This is a genomic window from Roseicyclus amphidinii (assembly GCF_030163755.1).
Taxonomy (GTDB): Bacteria; Pseudomonadota; Alphaproteobacteria; order Rhodobacterales; family Rhodobacteraceae; genus Roseicyclus; species Roseicyclus amphidinii.
The window spans coordinates 22725-41434 of sequence record NZ_JASJOE010000022.1; the positions used below are offsets into that span (position 1 = coordinate 22725).

Below are 18710 nucleotides of genomic sequence, written 5' to 3' on the forward strand. Positions count from 1 at the left end.
GCCTTTCCCGACACCCAAGCCCACGGGACGCATCCGCGATGCTCGTCTTCCTGCTCAGACGCCTTGCCCAGTCCGTCTTCGTGATGGCCGCGATGATGGTCGTGGTGTTCTTCGGCGTCTACATGATCGGCAACCCGGTCGACATCCTGATCTCGCCCGACGCCACCCCCGCCGAGATCGACGAGACGATGGCGCGCTTCGGCTTCGATCAACCGGTCTACGTGCAGTTCCTGAAATTCGTCGGCAACGCGCTGCAAGGCGACCTTGGCCGCAGCTTCGTTCATGGCGAACCGGCGGTGCAGCTGATCATCTCCTACATGCCCGCGACGCTGGAGCTTGCGGCGCTGGGGCTGATCTTTTCCGTCCTGATCGGCGTGCCGCTCGGCGTCTACGCGGGATACAAGGCCGACCGCTGGCAGGGCCGCGCGATCATGACCGGTTCGATCTTCGGCTTCTCGCTGCCGAATTTCTGGGTCGGGATGCTGCTGATCCTGATCTTCGCGGTCGAGCTGCAATGGCTCCCCTCCACGGGTCGCGGCGACACGGTCGAGGTGCTGGGCATGCGCCTGTCGATCTTCACCGCCGACGGGCTGCAACACATGCTTCTGCCCGCGCTGACCCTCGCGCTCTACAAGGCATCGCTCGTCACGCGGCTGGCCCGCGCCGGCACGCAGGAGGCGCTGGTGCAGGACTACGTGAAATTTGCCCGCGCCAAGGGCCTGTCCGAGACGCGCATCCTTTTCGTGCATGTGCTCAAGAACATCATGATCCCGATCATCACGGTTCTGGGCCTCGAGCTTGGCTCGATGATCGCCTTCGCGGTCGTCACCGAAACCGTCTTCGCCTGGCCCGGCATGGGCAAGCTGCTGATCGACAGCATCCTGACGCTCGACCGTCCGGTGATCGTCTCCTACCTGATGCTGACCGTCATCATATTCATCATCATCAACTTCGCGGTCGACGTGATCTACACGCTGCTCGACCCGCGCGTCCGCGTCAAAGGGGGCGCGGCATGAGCGCGCCCGAGACCGCCATGACCCTGCCGACCGGCGACCGCTGGCGCCGGATCAACATGGCCGCGGGCCTTGGCGTCGCGGCCTCGCTCGCGCTTCTGCTGACGGTCGAGGGCGCGGCACTTCTGCCCGCGCGGATCGTGCTGCTGGCGGGGTTGATCGTGCTGGCCGCGGGGCTGCTGCGCGGACGCGCGCGCAAGTTCTTCTCGGGCCCCTCGGCCTACGTCGCAACGGCAAGCCTTCTGGTGCTCGCGGTCCTCGCCATCTTCGCCACCGAGATCTCGCCGCAAAACCCCTATGACCTGCGCCAGCTCGACATCATGGACGGCCGCCAACCGCCCGGCTCGACCAATTTCGACGGCTCGATGACCTATCACCTCGGCACGGACGAGCAGGGGCGCGATATCCTGTCGGGCATCCTCTACGGGCTGCGCGTGTCGCTGTCGGTGTCGATCTTCGCCACGCTCGCGGCCATGGCCATCGGCGTCGTCGTGGGCATCTACGCGGCATGGGCGGGGGGGCGGACCGACGCGATCCTGATGCGGATCGTGGATTTCCAGCTCTCCTTCCCCTCGATCCTTGTCGCGCTGATGCTGATGGCGGCCTTCGGGCGTGGGCTCGACAAGATCGTGATCGCGCTGATCATCGTGCAATGGGCCTATTACGCCCGCACCGTGCGCGGCACCGCCCTGTCCGAGGCGCGCAAGGACTACATCGACGCCGCCCGCGGCCTCGGCCTTCCGGCGCGGCGGATCGTCTTCGGGCATCTCCTGCCCAACTGCATCCCGCCGCTGATCGTCATTTCCACCGTGCAGGTCGCCAACACCATCGTGCTGGAAAGCTCGCTGTCCTTCCTCGGCGTGGGCGTGCCGATCACCCAGCCCTCGCTCGGGCTGCTGATCTCCAACGGCTACGGCTACATGCTCTCGGGGCAATACTGGATGAGCATGTATCCCGGCGTGGCGCTTCTGGCGATCGTCGCCTCGATCAACATGGTCGGCGACCGGCTGCGCGACACCCTGAACCCGAGGCTCACGCGATGACCGTTCTGGATGTGCAGGACCTGCAGACGCATTTCTTCACCGACGCGGGCGTCGTGAAAGCCGTGGACGGCGTCAGCTTCTCGCTGGACGCGGGCGAGGTGCTGGGCCTTGTCGGCGAAAGCGGCTCGGGCAAGTCGGTGACCGGGTTTTCGATCCTGCGCCTTGTCGATCCGCCGGGGCGCGTGGTGGGCGGGCGGATCCTGTTCCGGGGGCAGGACTTGGCGCAACTCTCCAACCGGGAGATGCGGGGCCTGCGCGGCAATCGCATTGCCATGATCTTCCAGGACCCGATGATGACGCTGAACCCCGTCCTGCGGATCGAGACCCAGATGGTCGAGGCCGTGCGCGCCCATGAGCGTGTCAGCCCCGCCGCCGCCCGCGACCGCGCGGTGCAGGCGCTGGCCCGCGTCGGCATCCCTTCGCCCGCCGAGCGGCTGGAGGCCTACCCCCACCAGTTTTCCGGCGGCATGCGCCAGCGCGTCGCCATCGCCATCGCGCTGCTGAACGGCCCCGACCTGATCGTCGCGGACGAACCCACCACCGCGCTGGACGTGACCATTCAAAGCCAGATCCTCGCCGAGGTGCAGGAGCTTGCTCGCGAGACCGGCACGGCGCTGATCTGGATCACCCATGACCTTGCCGTGGTGGCCGGGCTCGCCGACAGGATTTCCGTCATGTACGCGGGCCGGATCGTGGAAAGCGGGCCGACCGATGCCGTGCTGACCGCCCCCGGCCATCCCTATACCGAGGGGCTTCTGGGCTCGATCCCCGGCCATGGCCGCCGCGGCGAGCGGCTGACGCAGATCCCCGGCATGGCACCCAACATGGCGAACCTGCCCGAAGGCTGCGCCTTTGCCCCGCGCTGCCCGCGCGCCTCCGACAGCTGCCGCGTGACCGCGCCCCAGATCACCGGGGCCGGGCCGGGGCGCAGCTTGCGCTGCCATCATCCGGGCGTCACGGCGGAGGGCGCGGCATGACCGCGATGCTGGAGCTTCACGCCGTCTCGCGCCGCTTCGAGAAGAAGCTCGACGGGGTCGAACGCCTTGCCCGCCGCCTTGGCGCGGACCTGCGCGAGACCTGCGTGAACGCGGTCGATGCGGCCAGCTTCTCCGTGGAGCGGGGCGAGGTCGTGGGGCTCGTGGGCGAAAGCGGCTGCGGCAAGTCCACGCTGGGGCGCATGGTGGCGGGGCTTCTGCCCGTCTCGGACGGCGAGATCCGGTTCGAGGGCACCGACATCACCGATGCCACCAGCGCCGAGGCCCGCGCCAAGCGGCTGCGCATCCAGATGATCTTCCAGGACCCGATGTCCTCGCTGAACCCGCGCCTCAAGGTCGCCGAGATCGTGGGCGAGGCCGCCGTCTACCACGGCCTGACCACGCGGGCCGCGATGTCGGGCTATGTCGCGGCGCTGCTGGAAAAGGTCGGCCTCGATCCGGGCTTCGCGCAGCGTTACCCGCACCAGATGTCCGGCGGCCAGCGCCAGCGCATCGGCATCGCCCGCGCATTGGCGGTGCAGCCCGAGTTCCTGATCTGCGACGAGAGCATCGCCGCGCTCGACGTGTCGATCCAGGCGCAGGTGATCAACCTGTTCCAGGACCTCAGGCGCGATCTGGACCTGACCTATCTCTTCATCAGCCATGACCTTGGCGTCGTGGAACATATCGCCGACCGGGTGGTCGTGATGTATCTGGGCCGGATCGTCGAGATCGCGCCCACGGGCGCGCTGTTCGACGGGCCGCGCCACCCCTACACGCAGGCGCTGCTCGACCAGGTGCCGCGGCTGGGCGCGGGGCGGCAGGCCTTCCGCACCGTGAAGGGCGAGATCCCCTCGCCCCTGAACCCGCCGCCCGGATGCCATTTCCACCCGCGCTGCCCCATGGCCGGCCCCCGCTGCCGCCGCGAGGTGCCGCGCGTGATCACCGAAGGCGGCCACAGCACCGCCTGCCACCTGCATGACGGGGGAACCGAATGACCCTTCACCTTCCCGGTGTCCTGACCGTCCGCGGGGCCGAGACGCAGGCCCTGCCCCTCGTCTTCGACAGCCCCCATTCCGGCACCGACTACCCGGCGGATTTCGACCATGCCGCCGATCCCCTGACGCTCCGCCATGCCGAGGACACACATGTCGCCGACCTGTGGGAGGGCGCCGTCGCGGCGGGCGCCGTCCTGCTCGAGGCGCATTTCCCCCGCTCCTACGTCGATGCCAACCGCGCCCCCGACGACATGGACCCCGCGCAGATCGACGGGGCCTATCCCGCGCCCCTGAACCCGACGGTGAAAAGCCAACTCGGCATCGGCCTGTGCTGGACGCGCGTGCCGCCCGCCGGTGGCCCGCTCTACACCCGCCGCCTGACCGCCGCAGAGGTCGCGGCCCGCGTCGCGCGCTACCACCACCCCTACCAGTCGCGGCTGCGCGCCCTGCTCGATGCCAGCCATGCGCGTTGGGGGTCCGTGTGGCACGTCAACTGCCATTCCATGCAGGAGGTCGCCTCGGCCATGTCGACGCAGGCACGCGGCACGCCCCGGCCCGATTTCGTGCTGGGCGACCGCGACGGCACCGCCTGCGAGGCCGGTTTCACCGAAACCGTGCGCGCCTTTCTCGAAGCGCGCGGCTACTCGGTCGCGGTCAACGACCCCTACAAGGGGATGGAGTTGATCCGCGCCAATGGCGATCCGGCGCAGGGCCGCCACTCGATGCAGATCGAGGTCAACCGCAAGCTCTACATGGACGAGGCGACGCGCGAGCCGAACGCGGGCTATGCGCCGCTGAAGGCGTGTTTCGGCGCTCTGGCGCTGCACCTCTCGGATTATGTCGCCGCCCGCCTCGAAAGGACGCCCGCAGAATGACCGCACCGAAGAAAGGATCGGCCACCGGCCTGCCCAACCCCTTCCCCGTCGAACTGACCCCGCCCGACATCACGCCCTATGCCGCGGGCACCCACGGCATCCCCTACGTCTGGACCTTCGACAGCGGCCAGCCCGGCCCGCATGTCGCGCTCACCGCCATCGTCCACGGCAACGAGCCCTGCGGCGCGCTGACGCTCGACTGGCTGATGCGGCAGGAAGTGCGGCCGGTGCGGGGCAAGCTGTCGCTCGCCTTCGTCAATGTCGCCGCACACGAAGCCTTCGACCCGGCGGTGCCCGACGCCTCGCGCTGGATCGACGAGGATTTCAACCGCCTCTGGTCGCCCGCCGTGCTCGACGACCCCGACCGCCCCCTGACCGAGGAGTTGCGCCGCGCGCGCGAAATCCGGCCCTGGCTCGACACGGTCGATCTGCTGCTCGACATCCATTCGATGCAGACCCCAAGCGCGCCTCTCACCATCGCGGGGCTCAGGCCCAAGGGGCGCGAGCTTGCACGCAGCGTGGGCTACCCCGACCTTGTCATCAACGACCACGGCCATGCCGAGGGGATGCGGATGCGCGATTACGGCGGGTTCTCCGACCCGGCCTCGCCCCGGAACGCCATGCTCGTCGAATGCGGCCAGCACTGGGAGGCGGCGGCCGAGGGCGCGGCGATGGAAACCGCGATCCGCTTCCTGCGGGCGACCGGGGCTACCGCACCCGATCTCGGCGCGGACTGGATGGCCAGCCGCCCCGCACCCGCGCCGATGCGGTTCTTCCAGGTCTCCCGCGCGGTGACGATCCAGACCGACGACTTCCGCTTCGCGCAGGACTGGAGCGGGCTGGACGTCTTGCCCGAGGGCACGCTGATCGGCCATGACGGGCCGACCGAGATCCGCGCGCCGCATCCGGTGACGGTGCTGATCATGCCGTCCCGCAGGCTCTGGCGCGGCAAGACCGCCGTGCGGCTGGCCGAACCGGTCGACGGCTGAGACATTGGGACCGACATGCAGAACACATCCGAAATCCCGACCCTCGTCGAGCGTCACAAGGACGACCTGACCGGTCTGGCCGACCGTGTCTGGGCCATGCCCGAAACGCTTTACGGCGAATACCGCTCCTGCGCCGAACACACCGCCATGCTGCGCGCCAAGGGCTTCCGCGTGACCGAGGCCGTGGCCGGCATCCCCACCGCCGTGATGGGCGAGGCGGGCGAAGGCGGCCCCGTCATCGCCATCCTCGGCGAATACGACGCGCTGCCGGGCCTCAGCCAGGTCGCGGGCCTCGACCACCCGCAGGAACTGGAGGAGGGCGCACCGGGTCACGGCTGTGGCCACAACCTGCTCGGCTCCGCGGCGATGCTGGCGGCCTGCGCGGTCAAGGACTGGCTCGAGGCGACCGGCACGCCGGGGCGCGTGCGCTACTACGGCTGCCCCGCCGAAGAGGGGGGCGCGGCCAAGACCTTCATGGTGCGCGACGGCGCCTTCGACGACGTGGACGCCGCCGTGACATGGCACCCCGGCGGCATGACCCGCGTGGACGATCCGCTGTCGCTGGCCAACACGCGGATGGATTTCCACTTCTCCGGCCGCTCCGCCCATGCCGCGGCGCAGCCGCATCTGGGGCGCTCGGCGCTGGACGCGGTGGAACTCATGTCGGTCGGCGTGAACTACCTGCGCGAGCACATGCCGAGCGATGCCCGCATCCATTACGCCTATCTCGACGCGGGCGGGAAAGCGCCCAACGTGGTGCAGTCGCGCGCCTCGGTGCGCTACTCGATCCGGGCGCTGAAGCTGCACGAGATGCTGGCGCTCGTGGAACGGGTGAAGAAGGTGGCCGAGGGTGCCGCCCTGATGACCGAGACCACCGTCGAGGCCAGGATGTTCGCCGCCGTCTCGAACCATTTCGAGAACCTGACGATGGACCGCATCATGCAGGAGGCGCTGGACGAGCTGGGCGGCGTGCCCTTCGACGACGCCGACCGCGCCTATGCCGCGCGCATCCGCGCGACGCTTTCGCCCGCCGATATCGCGGCGGAATGGTCGGTGGTGAACCAGCCGCCCAGCGACGCGGTGCTGTGTGACTGGGTGGTGCCGATGCGGCCCGGCGGCGAGGTGCTGATCGGCTCGACCGACGTGGGCGACGTGACGTGGAAGGTTCCGACGACCGAGGTCCTGGTCGCCACCGCGGCCATCGGCACGCCGCTGCACAGCTGGCAGATGACGGCGCAGGGCCTGTCGGGCGCGGCGCACAAGGGCATGGTCCATGCCGCCAAGGCGATGGGGCGGGTCGCGCAGATCCTCTGCAGCGATCCCGCCCGGCTGGCCGAGGCGCAGGCCGAGCACGCCGCGCGCCTTGCCATGACACCCTACACCTGCCCGATGCCCGCCGATCACCCCCCGCCGCTGGTGCCGCGCCCGACCGCGACCTGAGCGGCGGTCACCGGTCGGCGCTCTCCGGCCCTGCGCCCTCCTCCGGCGCGGGATCATCGCCCGGCGCATCCTCCTCCGACGCCTCCAGCGGCTCGGCCTCGTCCTCGCCCGCCGACAGGGCCGCGGTCTCGGGCGTGGCGGCGCGGGCGGGAACGCTGATCTGGAACGGTGTCTTCTGGTCTTCGGGCACGGCGGCCTTCACGGCCATGCGCCAGATCGTGAAGACGATCATCAGCACATGGGCCACGACGGTGGTCAGGAACAAGCCGCCCGGCCCCAGCTCGGTCATGGCGACACCCGCCACCAGCGGGCCGAGGATGGACCCCAGCCCGAACACCATCAACAGCCCGCCCGATACCTGGATCGAGGTGCCCGGCGGGGCGTGGTCGTTGGCATGGGCCACGATGATCGGATACATGGCGAAGATCGCCGCCCCGAAGGCCCCCACGAGAAGCAGGTTCAACAGCCGCCCCTCGGGCAGCAGCAGCACGAAGGCGAGATCGGCCGCCAGCGCCACCACCGCCGTGGCCAGCAGCACCTTGCGCCGATCCATGCGGTCGCTCGCCAGCCCGATGGGGATCTGCGCCAGCGCACCGGCCAGCACCGGGATACTCACGAACAGCGCGATCGCCGTCAGCGCAAGGCCCACACGGTCGGCATAGACCGCGGCCAGCGTGCCGAAGGCGGCATTGGAAATGCCGACAAGGAACACCGCCACGACGGCGACGGGCGAGTTGCGCCAGAGCGCGGGCAGGTCCAGCCGCACCGAGGTCAGCGGCGCCGGCGAGGCCGAGGTCGAAAGCGCCGTGGGCACCAGCGCAAGGCAATAGACGATCGCGGCCACGGCGAAGAAGACGAACCCCGAGGCATCCCCGAGCGAAATCGCCATCTGCCCCGCGGTCACCGCGACGAGGTTCACCATCGTGTAGATGCCGAAGATCGTGCCGCGCGTGCCGGGCTGCGCCCGGTCGTTCAGCCAGCTTTCCACGATCATCGCCGCCCCGGCGAAACAGAAGCCCGACACCGCGCGCACCGGGATCCAGGCCCAGGTCTCGACGATCAGCGCCTGAAGCAGGACCGCGGCCGCGGCCATGGCGCACATCACGCCGAAGGTGCGGATATGTCCGACCATGCCGACCAGCCGCGGCGCGATCAGGCAACCCGCGACATATCCGACGGCCCATCCCGTCCCCAGCAGGCCCAGCGCGCTGGCCGAAAACCCCTCGATGGACCCGCGCACCGGAAGGATCAGCCCATGCATCCCCCCCGCGAACAGCAGGAGGGCGGAGCCGAGAAGCAGCGCGAAGACGGGCACGATCTGACGAACCATGCCCGCAGCGTAACCGGCATCGGTGGCCTTTGGCCACCACCCTGCGGGACAACCGCCGCTGTCGGGCCGTCAGTCGCTGCCGAGCCGGGCCACCAGCGCGCGCAGCTGCGCGGCATTGTCCTCGGCCGGGGTCCCGTCCGGGCGGTGGATGTTGTTCTCGAACCCGATCCTGAGCTTGCCACCGCGGCGGTCGGCCTCGCGCAGACAGGCCGCCTCGTTGCGCCCGAAGGCGCAGACCGCCCAGTCGACCGCGGCCCCGAGCGGCGCAAGCACGCTCAGAAAGGGCAACAGATCGGCGGGCTGCGCCATGCGCGGCGGCGCATAGGCACCCAGCACGAAGATGCACTGCAGCGGCCCCGGCAGCGCGCCGCGCGTGACCAGCTCGACAAAGCGCCGCGCATCGGCCACGTCGAACAGGATGTGCTGGATCGGGATGCCCGCCTCGGCGGCCCAGTGGTAGAACCCCTGCGCTTCGGGGTCGGGCCCCGCACCCGGCCAAAGCTCGCGCAGCGCGGCCGAGGCCCCTTCGGGCAGAACCTCGCGCACCACCTGCCGCTGCAGCTCGGGGCCGAACAGGCCCGCGGCCTCGGTCGTGATCTGCACCGGCATGTCGGGCAGGGCGCGGCGCATCTCGGCGATCAATTCGCGGTAAAGCCCGGCGTCAAGGCTGTGCCGCCCCGCCTCGTCGCGGACATGGGCATGCAGCGCCTCGGCCCCTTCGGCATGGGCGGCGCGGGCGGCCTCCACCGTCTCGGCGATGCTCAGGGGCAGCGCGGGGTGGTCGCGCGTCAGCCGCCGCGCGCCGTTGGGGGCCAGCATGATCCGCGGCAGCACCGCCAGCCGCGAGGTCACGCAAGCGCCCTTTCGACGGCACGGCCCAGCTTGCCGACCAGTTCGTCGATCTGCGCATCCTCGATGATGAAGGGCGGCGCGATCAGCACATGGTCACCGTCGCGCCCGTTCACGGTGCCACCGGCGGGATAGATGATCAGCCCTTCCTCCATCGCCGCCGCCTTGACGCGGGCATGCAGCTTGCGCGCCGGGTCGAAGGGCCGCTTGGTCGCGCGATCCTCGACCAGTTCGATGGCCCGGAACAGCCCCCGGCCCCGGATGTCGCCGACATGGGCGTGCTGCCCGAACTGCGCCCGCAGGCCCGCCTCCAGCGTCGCGCCCTGCGCCCGCACCCGCGCGACCAGGTCGCGGTCGATCAGCGCGCGCAGCACGGCATGGCCCGCCGCTGCCGCAAGCGGGTGGCCGTGGTAGGTGTGGCCATGCTGGAAACTGCCCGAGCCCTGCGCGATGGCGTCATGGATCGCGGCCGTGCAGAGCATCGCGCCGATGGGCATGTAACCCGCGCCCAACCCCTTTGCGATGGTCAGGATATCGGGCGCGATCCCGTCCTGTTCGCAGGCGAACAGGCTGCCGGTGCGGCCCATGCCGCACATCACCTCGTCGAGGATGAGAAGCACGCCGTAGCGGTCGCAGATCTCGCGGATGCGCTTGAAATAGCCAGGCACCGGCGGCACCGCCCCGGCGGTCGCGCCGACGACGGGTTCGGCGATGAAGGCCAGCACGCTCTCGGGGCCAAGGCGCAGGATCTCGGCCTCCAGCTCATCGGCGGCGCGGTGGCCGTAGGCCTCGGGCGTCTCGTCCTCGCGGCGCTCGCGGTATTCGAAACAGGGCGCGATATGGTGGGTCTCGACCAGCAGCGGCGCGTATTTCTCGCGCCGCCAGGCGTTGCCGCCCGCCGCCAGCGCGCCCAGCGTGTTGCCGTGGTAGCTTTGTCGCCGCGCGATCAGGCGGTGGCGCTCGGGCTGCCCGGTCTCAAGCGCGTATTGCCGCGCGAGCTTGATCGCGGCCTCCACCGCCTCGGACCCGCCGGACAGCAGGTAGACCCTGTCGATCCCCTCGGGCGCATGTTCGACCAGCAGATCGGCCAGCGCCTCGGCGGGGTCCGAGGTGAAGAACCCGGTATGCGCAAAGGCGACACGGTCGAGCTGCGCATGGATCGCCGCGCGCACATCGGCGTCCGAATGCCCGAGGCAAGAGACCGCCGCGCCGCCCGAGCCGTCAAGCCAGGCGCGCCCCTCGGCATCGAACAGGTAACACCCCTCGCCGCGCACCGCGGTGGGAAGCGCGGCCGCGCCGCGTCCGAACACATGACCCATGGCCGTCACTCCCCCCGCACCACGAAGACCGATTGCCGTGCATGGCGCACCACGCGCGCCGCGTTCGGCCCCAGCAGGTAATCCGAAAGCTCGGGCGTATGCGAGGCCATGACGATGGCATCGACATCCAGCCGGTCGGCCGCCGTGATGATCTGGTCATAGACCCGCCCGTGCATGACATGCGGATGCACCTCGACCGCGTCGGGCACATGCGCGTCCACCCATGCGGTCATCGCCTCGCCGACCTTGTGCAGCGCCTTTTCCTCGAAACCGCTTTCGAAGAAGCTGCCCACCACGGACATGCCGAAATCGGGCACGACCGTCAGCACGTGCAGCACGCCCCCCTCGGCATCGCAGAGGCGCAGCGCCGCGGGCAGGGCGCGCGACCAGCTCGGCGGCGCCGAGAGGTCGATGGGCAGGAGAACCGTCTTGAACATGGGATCGTCCCTTTGCGGTGGTCTCAGAAGGCGGGTTTGGTCTGGCGCCGGCGCTGCAGCACGACGACAAGCCCCAGCAGCAGCAGCGCGGGGATGTAGAACACCTGCGCCGGCATCCGGTCCTGCGCGACCTGGATCGAGGCCAGCGTCACGGGCGCGTCGGCGTAGAAGTCGAAGTCGATCAGCGCCTCGGCGGTCTCGGTCCCGAACATCGGCTCATCAAGGCGCATCACCTCGCCCTCGGGCAGCAGCAACAGGCCGGTGTTGGCCAGCCGCTCGGCCCCGGTCGCGCCGGTCGCATCGACCACCAGCGTCGTCTCGGCGGTCTCGCCGGTGTTGAAATCCGGCCCCCGGATCAACAGGCGCAGGCGCTCGCCCTCCGGCACCTCGGCCAGCACGGTCTCGAACCGGCTTCCGTCCAGCGTGCGGAACGGGTCTTGGACCATGTTGAGCCAGACATTCGGCACGAAGAGCGTGAAGGCCACCAGCAGCAGCGCGGCGCTTTCGTGGATACGCGACCGGGCGAGGAAATAGCCCTGCGTCGCGGCGGCGAAAAGCAGCATGGCGAAGGTCGCCACCACGAAGACGAAGACCGCCTGCAGGATGCCCTCCCATGTCCCGAGGTCGACACCATAGAGGATCAGCGTCGGGTTGAAGATGAAGAGAAACGGCAGGGCGACGGTGCGAAGCGAGTAGAAGAAGGCGGTGAAGCCCGTCTTGATCGGATCGCCCCCCGAGACCGCGGCGGCGGCGAAACTCGCCAGCCCCACAGGGGGCGTCACATCCGCCATGATCCCGAAATAGAACACGAAGAGATGCGCGGCGATCAGCGGAACGATCAGCCCCTCCTGCGCGCCGAGGCTGACCACGACCGAGGCCATGAGCGACGAGACGACGATGTAATTGGCCGTGGTCGGCAGCCCCATCCCGAGGATGAGCGAGAAAAGGCCGACCAGAACCAGCATGATGAACAGGACCCCGCCCGACAGCTGCTCGACCAGCCCGGCCAGCTCGGTGCCGATGGGCGTGCGCGTGACGGTCGCCACGATGATCCCCGCCGCCGCCGTGGCGACGCCGATGCCGATCATGTTGCGTGCCCCCGCGATCAGCCCCTCGCGCAGGTCGATCAGCCCGGCCTTGAACTCGGCCGCCATCTGCGCGCCCTGCCCCCGGAACAGCGCCTTGAGCGGGCGCTGCGTGGCGATGATGCCGATCATCAGAGCCGTGGCGAAAAAGGCCGAGCGCGCGGGCGACTGGCGTTCCACCATCAGGAACCAGACCAGCACCACGATGGGCAGGATGTAATGCAGGCCGGTGGCGTAGATGTCCTTGACCTGCGGCAGCTCGATCTTCTCGGCATTGGGGTCATCGACCTCAAGATCCGGCTTGCGGGCGGCGATGGCCACCAGCGAGACGTAGACCGCCGCCAGAAGCGTCATCATGATCGGCCCGGTCAGGTCCGGCACCGCGCCGCGCAGCGCGCCCACACCGTAGATCAGCGCGGTGAAGCCTGCGCCGGCCACGGCGAAGCCGATGAAGAACTTGACCAGCATCCCGACGAAGGACTTGGCCTCGCCCAGCGCGGGCATGTCCTTTTTCAGCGCCTCCAGATGCACGATGTAGATCAGCGCGATGTAGGAGATCACCGCCGGGATGAAGGCGTGCTTGATCACCTCGACATAGGAAATCCCGATGAACTCCACCATCAGGAAGGCCGCGGCCCCCATCACCGGCGGCATGATCTGGCCGTTGACGGAAGAGGCGACCTCGACCGACCCGGCCTGTTCGCTGGTGAAGCCCACGCGCTTCATGAGCGGGATCGTGAAGGTGCCTGTCGTCACCACGTTGGCAATGGAAGAGCCCGAGATCAGCCCGGTCATGGCCGAGCCGACGACGGCGGCCTTGGCCGGGCCGCCCCGCAAATGTCCAAGCCCCGCGAAGGCGAGCTTGATGAAGTAATTGCCCGCGCCCGCTTTATCGAGCAGCGAGCCGAACAGCACGAAGAGGAAGACAAAGGCGGTCGAGACCCCCAGCGGAATGCCGAAGACACCGCCCGTGTCCAGCCATTGCGCGTTGATCAGCGCGGTGAAGCTCAACCCCTCATGCTCGATCAGGTCGGGGATCAACCAGCCCTGCCCCATGTAGGCATAAAGCAGGAAGAGCGCGCCGACGATGGTCAGCGCGGGGCCGAGCGCGCGGCGCGACGCCTCGAGCAGGATCACGATGCCGATGGCCCCGATGATCACCTGTGCCTGCGTCGGCAGGCCCGAGCGTGCGGTCATCGCCAGCGTGTCGGAGAACCAGAAGACGTAGAAGGTGCAGAACCCGCCCACGGCCATCAGCACCCAGTCGGTCAGCGGCACCCGGTCGCGTGGCGAGGATTTCAGCGCCGGATAGGCGAGAAACGCCAGCACGATGGCGAAGAACAGGTGGATCGGCCGCGTCTCGGTCGAGTTCATCACCGGCAGGTATTGCGCGAACCACAGCTGCGGCTGCGCGATCCAGAGCTGGAACAGCGACCACATCAGCGCAAGCCCGGCGATCAGAAGCGCCACGGTGCGGTTGCGCGGGTTGCGCGCGCCGCTGTCGGTCGAGGCGACGAGATCCTGCAGGTCCTCGTCGCTGAATTGGCGCCCCGTGCGCGGCTCCTGCTCACTCATGATCCTGTCCCCGACCATCGCCCCTTGCGAAAAGGGCCCCGGGCGATCCGATACCGCCCGGGGCCGTGTTGCCCTCCGTCAAGGCAGGCCGATCATTCGATCAGGCCGGCCTCGCGGAAGTAGCGCTCGGCGCCCGGATGCAGCGGCGCGGACAGGCCGTCGCTCGCCATCTGCGCCGGGTCGAGATTGGCAAAGGCCGGGTGCAGGCTGCGGAACTGGTCGATGTTCTCGAAAACCGCCGAGACGACGGTGTAGACCACCTCTTCCGGCACGTCGGCCGAGGTCACGAAGGTCGCGCCGACGCCGAAGGTCATGACGTCCTCGTCATTGCCGCGATACATGCCGCCGGGAATGGTCGCCGTGCGGTAGAACGGGTTTTCCGCGACCAGCATGTCGACCGCATCGTTCGCCACCGTGACCAGCACGCTGTCACAGGCGGTCGTCGCCTCCTGGATCGAGCCCGAGGGGTGGCCGACCGTGTAGACCATCGCGTCGATGTTGTTGTCGCACAGCGCCTGGCTCTGCTCGGCGGCCTGCAGCTCGGAGGCGACGGCGAAATCGTCCATCGTCCAGCCCATCGCCTCCATCAGCACTTCCATCGTGCCGCGCTGGCCCGAGCCGGGGTTGCCCACGTTCACGCGCTTGCCCTGCAGGTCTTCGAAAGTCTCGATGCCCGCATCCGCGCGGGCGACGACGGTGAAGGGCTCGGGGTGAACCGAGAAGACCGCGCGCAGCTCTTCGAACGCGCCCTGCTCCTCGAAGCGCGAGGTGCCGTTGTAGGCGTGATACTGCCAGTCGGACTGCGCCACGCCGAATTCCAGCTCGCCGCCGCGGATCGCGTTGATGTTGAAGACCGAGCCGCCGGTCGACTCGACACCGCACCGAATGCCGTGCTCGGCCCGGTCCCGGTTCACGAGGCGGCAGATCGCGCCACCCGTGGGATAATAGACGCCGGTCACGCCGCCGGTTCCGATCGCGATGAAGGTCTGGTCCTGCGCCGAGGCCGCGCCCCCGCCCATGACGGCCGCCGCCGCAACCACGCCGGCAAGGATATGCTTTGCCATGATCCGCTCCCTGTTGTTTCTGGTCACTGATGTCTGCGCACAATGAAACAAATCGTTGAATTGGGTCAAGAGATGGAATCAAGTGTTTCACCATGACGATCAGCACCGCCCCCGACCGGTCGCTTGACGACCTCAAGCGCGCCCTCGCCCAGCTTGCGCGCGACGGCTCGCCCGCCATCGCGCGGCTTGCGCAATGGTCGCTGGAGCATCCGCAGGAAATCGCCTTCCACTCGGTGCGCGGCCTGGCCGAGCTGTCGGGCGCGAACGTGAACACGGCCTACCGGCTGGCCGTGGGCCTGGGATTTTCCGGCTACGAGGAATGCCGGCGCGCCTTTCAGGACGCGCTCAGGACCGGGGGCGGCATGTATGGCCCGCGCGCCGCGCGCCTCAGCGCGCATCCGGAGGGCTCGCTGATCGAGGATCTGCGTCTTGCCGCGCATGGCAACCTCGACGAGGCCTTCTCGGGCGACAACGCCGCCCGGATCGCGGCGGCGGCGGCGCGGCTCGTGGCGGCGCGGCGGGTCTATTGCATCGGCGTGCGCAGCTGTTTCTCGCTCGCGCATTACCTCGCCTATACCGGCGGCATGGCCTTCGGGAACTTCGACCGTCCGCTGGCCGAGCCGGGCAGCATCGCCGACACGCTCGCCCATGCCGGGCCGGGCGATGTGGCCGTGCTGATCACCTTCTCGCTCTACTCCGCCGAGGTGGTCCGCGCCCATCAGGCCGCCCTGCGCCGCGGCGTCGGCGTCATCGCCATAACCGACGGCTATGCATCGCCCATCGCCCAGGGGGCCGAGATCGTCTTCTGCCTGTCCATGGCCGGGCCGCAGCCCCTGCCCTCGCACGGGGCGGGCTTCGCGCTGGTCGAAGGGATCGTGGCCGAGATGATCGCGGCCAGCCCCGAGGCCCCCGACCGCATCGCCGAGTTCGAACGCCGCATGATCGAGATGGGCAATTACGTCGGGACCGGCCGCGACTGACCGCCGCCGCTCAGGCCGCCGCCCCCTCGGCCACCGCCTCGCGCAGGTCCGTGGCGGCATCCGCCAGCCGCTCGGGGCAGGGCTGCGCCCCGATCTCGAGCCAGCGTTTGCCGGTCATGTAGGCGCGCGGATCCGACAGCGCATCGACGGCCACGAAGCTGTGCCCGCGGAAATACCACACCGAGCCGGTTCCGGGCTGGCGTCCGGGCCGGTAGACGGTGCGGTCCGCCCCGATGTTCACCCCCGCGATCTGAAGCTTGCGGTCATACTGGTCCGACCAGAACCACGGCACCGGCGCATAGGGCGCAGGCTGGCCCAGCAGGGTCGCCGCAGCCGCGCGCGCCTGGTCGCAGGCGTTCTGCACGCTTTCCAGCCGCATCAAACCCTGCCCCAGATCGAAGAGCGCGACATCGCCGATGGCAAGGATACGCGGATCGGATGTGTGACACCGGGCATCGACGATGACACCGCCCGCCCCCGCGCCGCACGCCAGCCCCGCCTTGCGCGCCAGCGCGTCATTGGCAAGGCCGCCGATCCCCACGATCACGAGATCGGCCGCCACCTCGGTCCCGTCCGACAGGCGCGCGCCCGCGACGCCGCCCCCCGCGCCTTCGGTCAGCGCGGCAACGCCCACCCCTTCGCGCAGGTCAACGCCATGCCCCGCGTGCAGCGCGCGCACCATCTCGGCGCTGCGGTCGCAGGCCACGCGCGCCAGGATGCGCGGCCCCGCCTCGATCAGCGTGACCGCCTTGCCGAGGCCACGGACGACCGCGGCGGCCTCGAGCCCGATGTAACCGCCGCCGATCACGAGAATGCGCGCAGCCTGCGCCAGCGCGGCCTGCAGGCGGTCGATGTCGTCGATCCCGCGGATCAGGTGGACGCCGGGCAGCGCGCCGCCCGCCTCGGCGGGAAAGGGCCGCGGGCGGCTGCCCGTGGCCAGCACCAGATGCCCATAGGCCCGCACGCCGCCATCCGACAGCGTGACCTGCGCCCGCGCGCGGTCAATGGCCGTGACCGCCGTGCCGGTCACGAGGTCGACCCCCTGCGCCGCATACCAATCGGCAGGCTTGAGCCACAGCCGTTCGCGCGGCATCTCGCCCGAGAGATAGGCCTTCGACAGCGGCGGGCGCTGGTAGGGCGGATGCGCCTCGTCGCCGATCAGGGTTATCGCCCGCGTCTCTCCCCCGCGCCGGAGCGTCTCGGCCAGCGTCAGGGCCGCCTGCCCAGCGCCCACCACCACGATGCCGCTGTCTCTGTCTGCCATGGGTTCCGTCCGTCTTCACGACACGGGGCCGGTCCCGCCCAGAACGGCGGCACCGGGCCCGGTCCGGTCTCACCAGGTGTTGTATTTCAGGAACTTGCCCGACATCTCGACCTTCACGCGGTCGCCCTTGGGGTTCTCGACGCGGGAAATGCTCATGTCGAAGTCGATGGCCGACATGATGCCATCGCCGAATTCCTCCTGGATCAGCGCCTTCATCGTCGGTCCGTAGACGGCGACGATTTCATAGAGGCGGTAGATGCACGGGTCGGTCGGCACGGCCTGCTCCCAGACCTTCGTCGGGTAGTCCATCAGGACCGACACGGCCTCCTCCGGCAGCTCCAGCGCGGCGACAAGGTTCTTCGCGCCCTCCTCGGGCATGGAGTTCATGCCCATCGCGGCGGAATGGGTGAAGACGGGCGACAGCCCGGTCTTCTCGGCGATCTCGGCCCAGCTCAGGCCAAGCCGCTTCTTGGCGGCCAGCACCATGGCCGCGACATCGTCCTTGTCCATCATCGGATCGGCGAAAACGGAGTCTTTCATCGGGGTGTCCTTCCGGGTGTGGGTCTTTGGGAATTACTCGGCGGCGACGGGATAGCCGCTGTCGATCGGCAGCTCGGGGTCGCGCGACCACTCGTTCCAGCTGCCGAAATAGATGCGCACGTCCTTCACCCCTGCGAGCTTCAGCGCGAGATAGCTGTTCGAGGCGCGGGCGCCCTTGAAACAGTAGAGGTAGACGGTGTCGTCCGTGGTGATCCCGACGCTGGCCAGCTCCGCCAGCACCTCGGACGGCGACTTGAGCCGCGGTCCCTCGGCGGTCGGCTTCATGAAGCGATACCACTCGATCCAGCGCGCGCCGGGGATGCGGCCCTTGCGGGGGCAGAAGTCCTTGCCATAGGGCGAAGAGCTTTCGCCGATCCACTCGTCCACGTCCCGCACGTCCAGCAGCACCGCGCCGGGGGTCTCGAGCGCCGACAGGATGTCGTCCTTGGTCAGCAGCACGGTCGCCCCCGCGGGGTCGAGCGGGAAGTCGGCGGGCGTGGGCACCGAGGCCTCGGTCGTCACGTCCATGCCGGCCGCGACCCAGGCGTCATAGCCGCCGTCCAGCACGGCCTTTTTCGGATAGCCCAGGAAATCCAGCAGGAAATACCCCCGGCAGGACTGCCCGAAGCCGGTGTTCATCGAGCCCTCGTAGATCACGGCGGTCTCGGCCCCCGACAGGCCCGCCGCCCCGAAGGCCGCGGCGAAGGTTGTGGTCATCTCGGCGATGCCCTCGGCGTCCGAGGTGGCGAGAAAGGTGAAGATCTCGTGCAGGTTCACCGCGCCGGGAATGTGCCCCGCGGCAAAGGCCTCGGGCGCGCGGGTGTCGATGATCACCACGTTCTCCATGGCGGCGAGGTCCTTGGGCGTAATCAGCGTGTTCGTCATGGCAGCAGTCCTTTCGGGTGGGAGGAAGGGAAACGGTCTGCAAAAGGGGG

The 18710-nt window shown here is 69.2% G+C and carries 17 protein-coding genes; 8 read left to right on the forward strand and 9 right to left on the reverse strand.

Features of this window, described 5'->3' with window-relative positions; translation table 11 throughout:
• The first annotated feature begins 38 nt into the window (after nucleotides 1–38).
• The 7 genes from QQK83_RS09365 to QQK83_RS09395 are packed head-to-tail and all read left to right on the forward strand — an operon-like array spanning nucleotide 39 to nucleotide 7332.
• Nucleotides 39–1016: an ABC transporter permease gene (locus tag QQK83_RS09365; RefSeq protein ID WP_284263622.1), complete on the forward strand. Its 978-nt coding sequence runs from the start codon at nucleotides 39–41 to the stop codon at nucleotides 1014–1016.
• Nucleotides 1013–2056, forward strand: coding sequence for an ABC transporter permease (locus QQK83_RS09370; protein WP_284263623.1), 1044 nt, complete (start codon nucleotides 1013–1015; stop codon nucleotides 2054–2056). The genes QQK83_RS09365 and QQK83_RS09370 overlap by 4 nt, the downstream gene beginning before the upstream one ends.
• Nucleotides 2053–3033 (forward strand): ABC transporter ATP-binding protein, encoded by a 981-nt coding sequence (locus QQK83_RS09375; RefSeq protein ID WP_284263624.1) that lies wholly within the window; start codon nucleotides 2053–2055, stop codon nucleotides 3031–3033. The genes QQK83_RS09370 and QQK83_RS09375 overlap by 4 nt, the downstream gene beginning before the upstream one ends.
• The gene (locus QQK83_RS09380; RefSeq protein ID WP_284263625.1) at nucleotides 3030–4028 is read left to right on the forward strand and encodes an ABC transporter ATP-binding protein; all 999 of its coding nucleotides are present in this window, start codon (nucleotides 3030–3032) and stop codon (nucleotides 4026–4028) included. Before QQK83_RS09375 ends, QQK83_RS09380 begins: the two co-directional genes overlap by 4 nt.
• Nucleotides 4025–4903, forward strand: a complete 879-nt coding sequence (locus tag QQK83_RS09385; protein ID WP_284263626.1) for an N-formylglutamate amidohydrolase — start codon at nucleotides 4025–4027, stop codon at nucleotides 4901–4903. The genes QQK83_RS09380 and QQK83_RS09385 overlap by 4 nt, the downstream gene beginning before the upstream one ends.
• Complete coding sequence (locus tag QQK83_RS09390) at nucleotides 4900–5892, forward strand: M14 family metallopeptidase (protein WP_284263627.1); 993 nt, start codon at nucleotides 4900–4902, stop codon at nucleotides 5890–5892. Before QQK83_RS09385 ends, QQK83_RS09390 begins: the two co-directional genes overlap by 4 nt.
• Before the next feature lie 15 nt (nucleotides 5893–5907).
• Nucleotides 5908–7332: a M20 family metallopeptidase gene (locus tag QQK83_RS09395; protein WP_284263628.1), complete on the forward strand. Its 1425-nt coding sequence runs from the start codon at nucleotides 5908–5910 to the stop codon at nucleotides 7330–7332.
• Between the two features lie 7 nt (nucleotides 7333–7339).
• Here QQK83_RS09395 and QQK83_RS09400 read toward each other — a convergent pair whose 3' ends face one another.
• The 6 genes from QQK83_RS09400 to QQK83_RS09425 all read right to left on the reverse strand — a co-directional run bounded on the left by QQK83_RS09400 (nucleotide 7340) and on the right by QQK83_RS09425 (nucleotide 14991).
• Nucleotides 7340–8662, reverse strand: a complete 1323-nt coding sequence (locus QQK83_RS09400; RefSeq protein ID WP_284263629.1) for an MFS transporter — start codon at nucleotides 8660–8662, stop codon at nucleotides 7340–7342.
• A gap of 69 nt (nucleotides 8663–8731) precedes the next feature.
• Complete coding sequence (locus tag QQK83_RS09405; protein WP_349816223.1) at nucleotides 8732–9514, reverse strand: beta-keto acid cleavage family enzyme; 783 nt, start codon at nucleotides 9512–9514, stop codon at nucleotides 8732–8734.
• Nucleotides 9511–10830, reverse strand: a complete 1320-nt coding sequence (locus QQK83_RS09410) for an aspartate aminotransferase family protein (RefSeq protein ID WP_284263630.1) — start codon at nucleotides 10828–10830, stop codon at nucleotides 9511–9513. The genes QQK83_RS09405 and QQK83_RS09410 overlap by 4 nt, the downstream gene beginning before the upstream one ends.
• Before the next feature lie 5 nt (nucleotides 10831–10835).
• Nucleotides 10836–11267 (reverse strand): universal stress protein, encoded by a 432-nt coding sequence (locus QQK83_RS09415; RefSeq protein WP_284263631.1) that lies wholly within the window; start codon nucleotides 11265–11267, stop codon nucleotides 10836–10838.
• A gap of 23 nt (nucleotides 11268–11290) precedes the next feature.
• On the reverse strand, nucleotides 11291–13927 hold the full coding sequence (locus QQK83_RS09420; RefSeq protein ID WP_284263632.1) for a TRAP transporter permease: 2637 nt from the start codon (nucleotides 13925–13927) through the stop codon (nucleotides 11291–11293).
• A 92-nt stretch (nucleotides 13928–14019) separates the two neighbouring features.
• A complete protein-coding gene (locus tag QQK83_RS09425; protein ID WP_284263634.1) occupies nucleotides 14020–14991 on the reverse strand; it encodes a TAXI family TRAP transporter solute-binding subunit in 972 nt (323 codons plus the stop codon).
• 92 nt (nucleotides 14992–15083) lie between these two features.
• On the opposite strand from QQK83_RS09425, the gene QQK83_RS09430 reads away from it, so the two are divergent.
• Complete coding sequence (locus QQK83_RS09430) at nucleotides 15084–15971, forward strand: MurR/RpiR family transcriptional regulator (protein WP_284263635.1); 888 nt, start codon at nucleotides 15084–15086, stop codon at nucleotides 15969–15971.
• Between the two features lie 10 nt (nucleotides 15972–15981).
• Here QQK83_RS09430 and QQK83_RS09435 read toward each other — a convergent pair whose 3' ends face one another.
• The 3 genes from QQK83_RS09435 to QQK83_RS09445 form a co-directional block, all read right to left on the reverse strand.
• Nucleotides 15982–17235, reverse strand: a complete 1254-nt coding sequence (locus QQK83_RS09435) for an NAD(P)/FAD-dependent oxidoreductase (protein ID WP_284263636.1) — start codon at nucleotides 17233–17235, stop codon at nucleotides 15982–15984.
• Between the two features lie 69 nt (nucleotides 17236–17304).
• Nucleotides 17305–17775: a cyanase gene (cynS, locus tag QQK83_RS09440; RefSeq protein WP_284263637.1), complete on the reverse strand. Its 471-nt coding sequence runs from the start codon at nucleotides 17773–17775 to the stop codon at nucleotides 17305–17307.
• Nucleotides 17776–17808: 33 nt separating this feature from the next.
• The gene (locus QQK83_RS09445; protein ID WP_284263638.1) at nucleotides 17809–18660 is read right to left on the reverse strand and encodes a sulfurtransferase; all 852 of its coding nucleotides are present in this window, start codon (nucleotides 18658–18660) and stop codon (nucleotides 17809–17811) included.
• Nucleotides 18661–18710: the final 50 nt, after the last annotated feature.

Bases quoted from the DNA above. Each gene is read 5' to 3' on its own strand.
- QQK83_RS09430 (WP_284263635.1), top strand. From the start codon at position 15,084: ATGACGATCAGCACCGCCCCCGACCGGTCGCTTGACGACCTCAAGCGC.
- QQK83_RS09415 (WP_284263631.1), bottom strand. From the start codon at position 11,267: ATGTTCAAGACGGTTCTCCTGCCCATCGACCTCTCGGCGCCGCCGAGC.
- cynS (WP_284263637.1), bottom strand. From the start codon at position 17,775: ATGAAAGACTCCGTTTTCGCCGATCCGATGATGGACAAGGACGATGTC.
- QQK83_RS09445 (WP_284263638.1), bottom strand. From the start codon at position 18,660: ATGACGAACACGCTGATTACGCCCAAGGACCTCGCCGCCATGGAGAAC.
- QQK83_RS09400 (WP_284263629.1), bottom strand. From the start codon at position 8,662: ATGGTTCGTCAGATCGTGCCCGTCTTCGCGCTGCTTCTCGGCTCCGCC.
- QQK83_RS09435 (WP_284263636.1), bottom strand. From the start codon at position 17,235: ATGGCAGACAGAGACAGCGGCATCGTGGTGGTGGGCGCTGGGCAGGCG.
- QQK83_RS09385 (WP_284263626.1), top strand. From the start codon at position 4,025: ATGACCCTTCACCTTCCCGGTGTCCTGACCGTCCGCGGGGCCGAGACG.
- QQK83_RS09365 (WP_284263622.1), top strand. From the start codon at position 39: ATGCTCGTCTTCCTGCTCAGACGCCTTGCCCAGTCCGTCTTCGTGATG.
- QQK83_RS09410 (WP_284263630.1), bottom strand. From the start codon at position 10,830: ATGGGTCATGTGTTCGGACGCGGCGCGGCCGCGCTTCCCACCGCGGTG.
- QQK83_RS09420 (WP_284263632.1), bottom strand. From the start codon at position 13,927: ATGAGTGAGCAGGAGCCGCGCACGGGGCGCCAATTCAGCGACGAGGAC.
- QQK83_RS09390 (WP_284263627.1), top strand. From the start codon at position 4,900: ATGACCGCACCGAAGAAAGGATCGGCCACCGGCCTGCCCAACCCCTTC.
- QQK83_RS09375 (WP_284263624.1), top strand. From the start codon at position 2,053: ATGACCGTTCTGGATGTGCAGGACCTGCAGACGCATTTCTTCACCGAC.
- QQK83_RS09395 (WP_284263628.1), top strand. From the start codon at position 5,908: ATGCAGAACACATCCGAAATCCCGACCCTCGTCGAGCGTCACAAGGAC.
- QQK83_RS09380 (WP_284263625.1), top strand. From the start codon at position 3,030: ATGACCGCGATGCTGGAGCTTCACGCCGTCTCGCGCCGCTTCGAGAAG.
- QQK83_RS09425 (WP_284263634.1), bottom strand. From the start codon at position 14,991: ATGGCAAAGCATATCCTTGCCGGCGTGGTTGCGGCGGCGGCCGTCATG.
- QQK83_RS09370 (WP_284263623.1), top strand. From the start codon at position 1,013: ATGAGCGCGCCCGAGACCGCCATGACCCTGCCGACCGGCGACCGCTGG.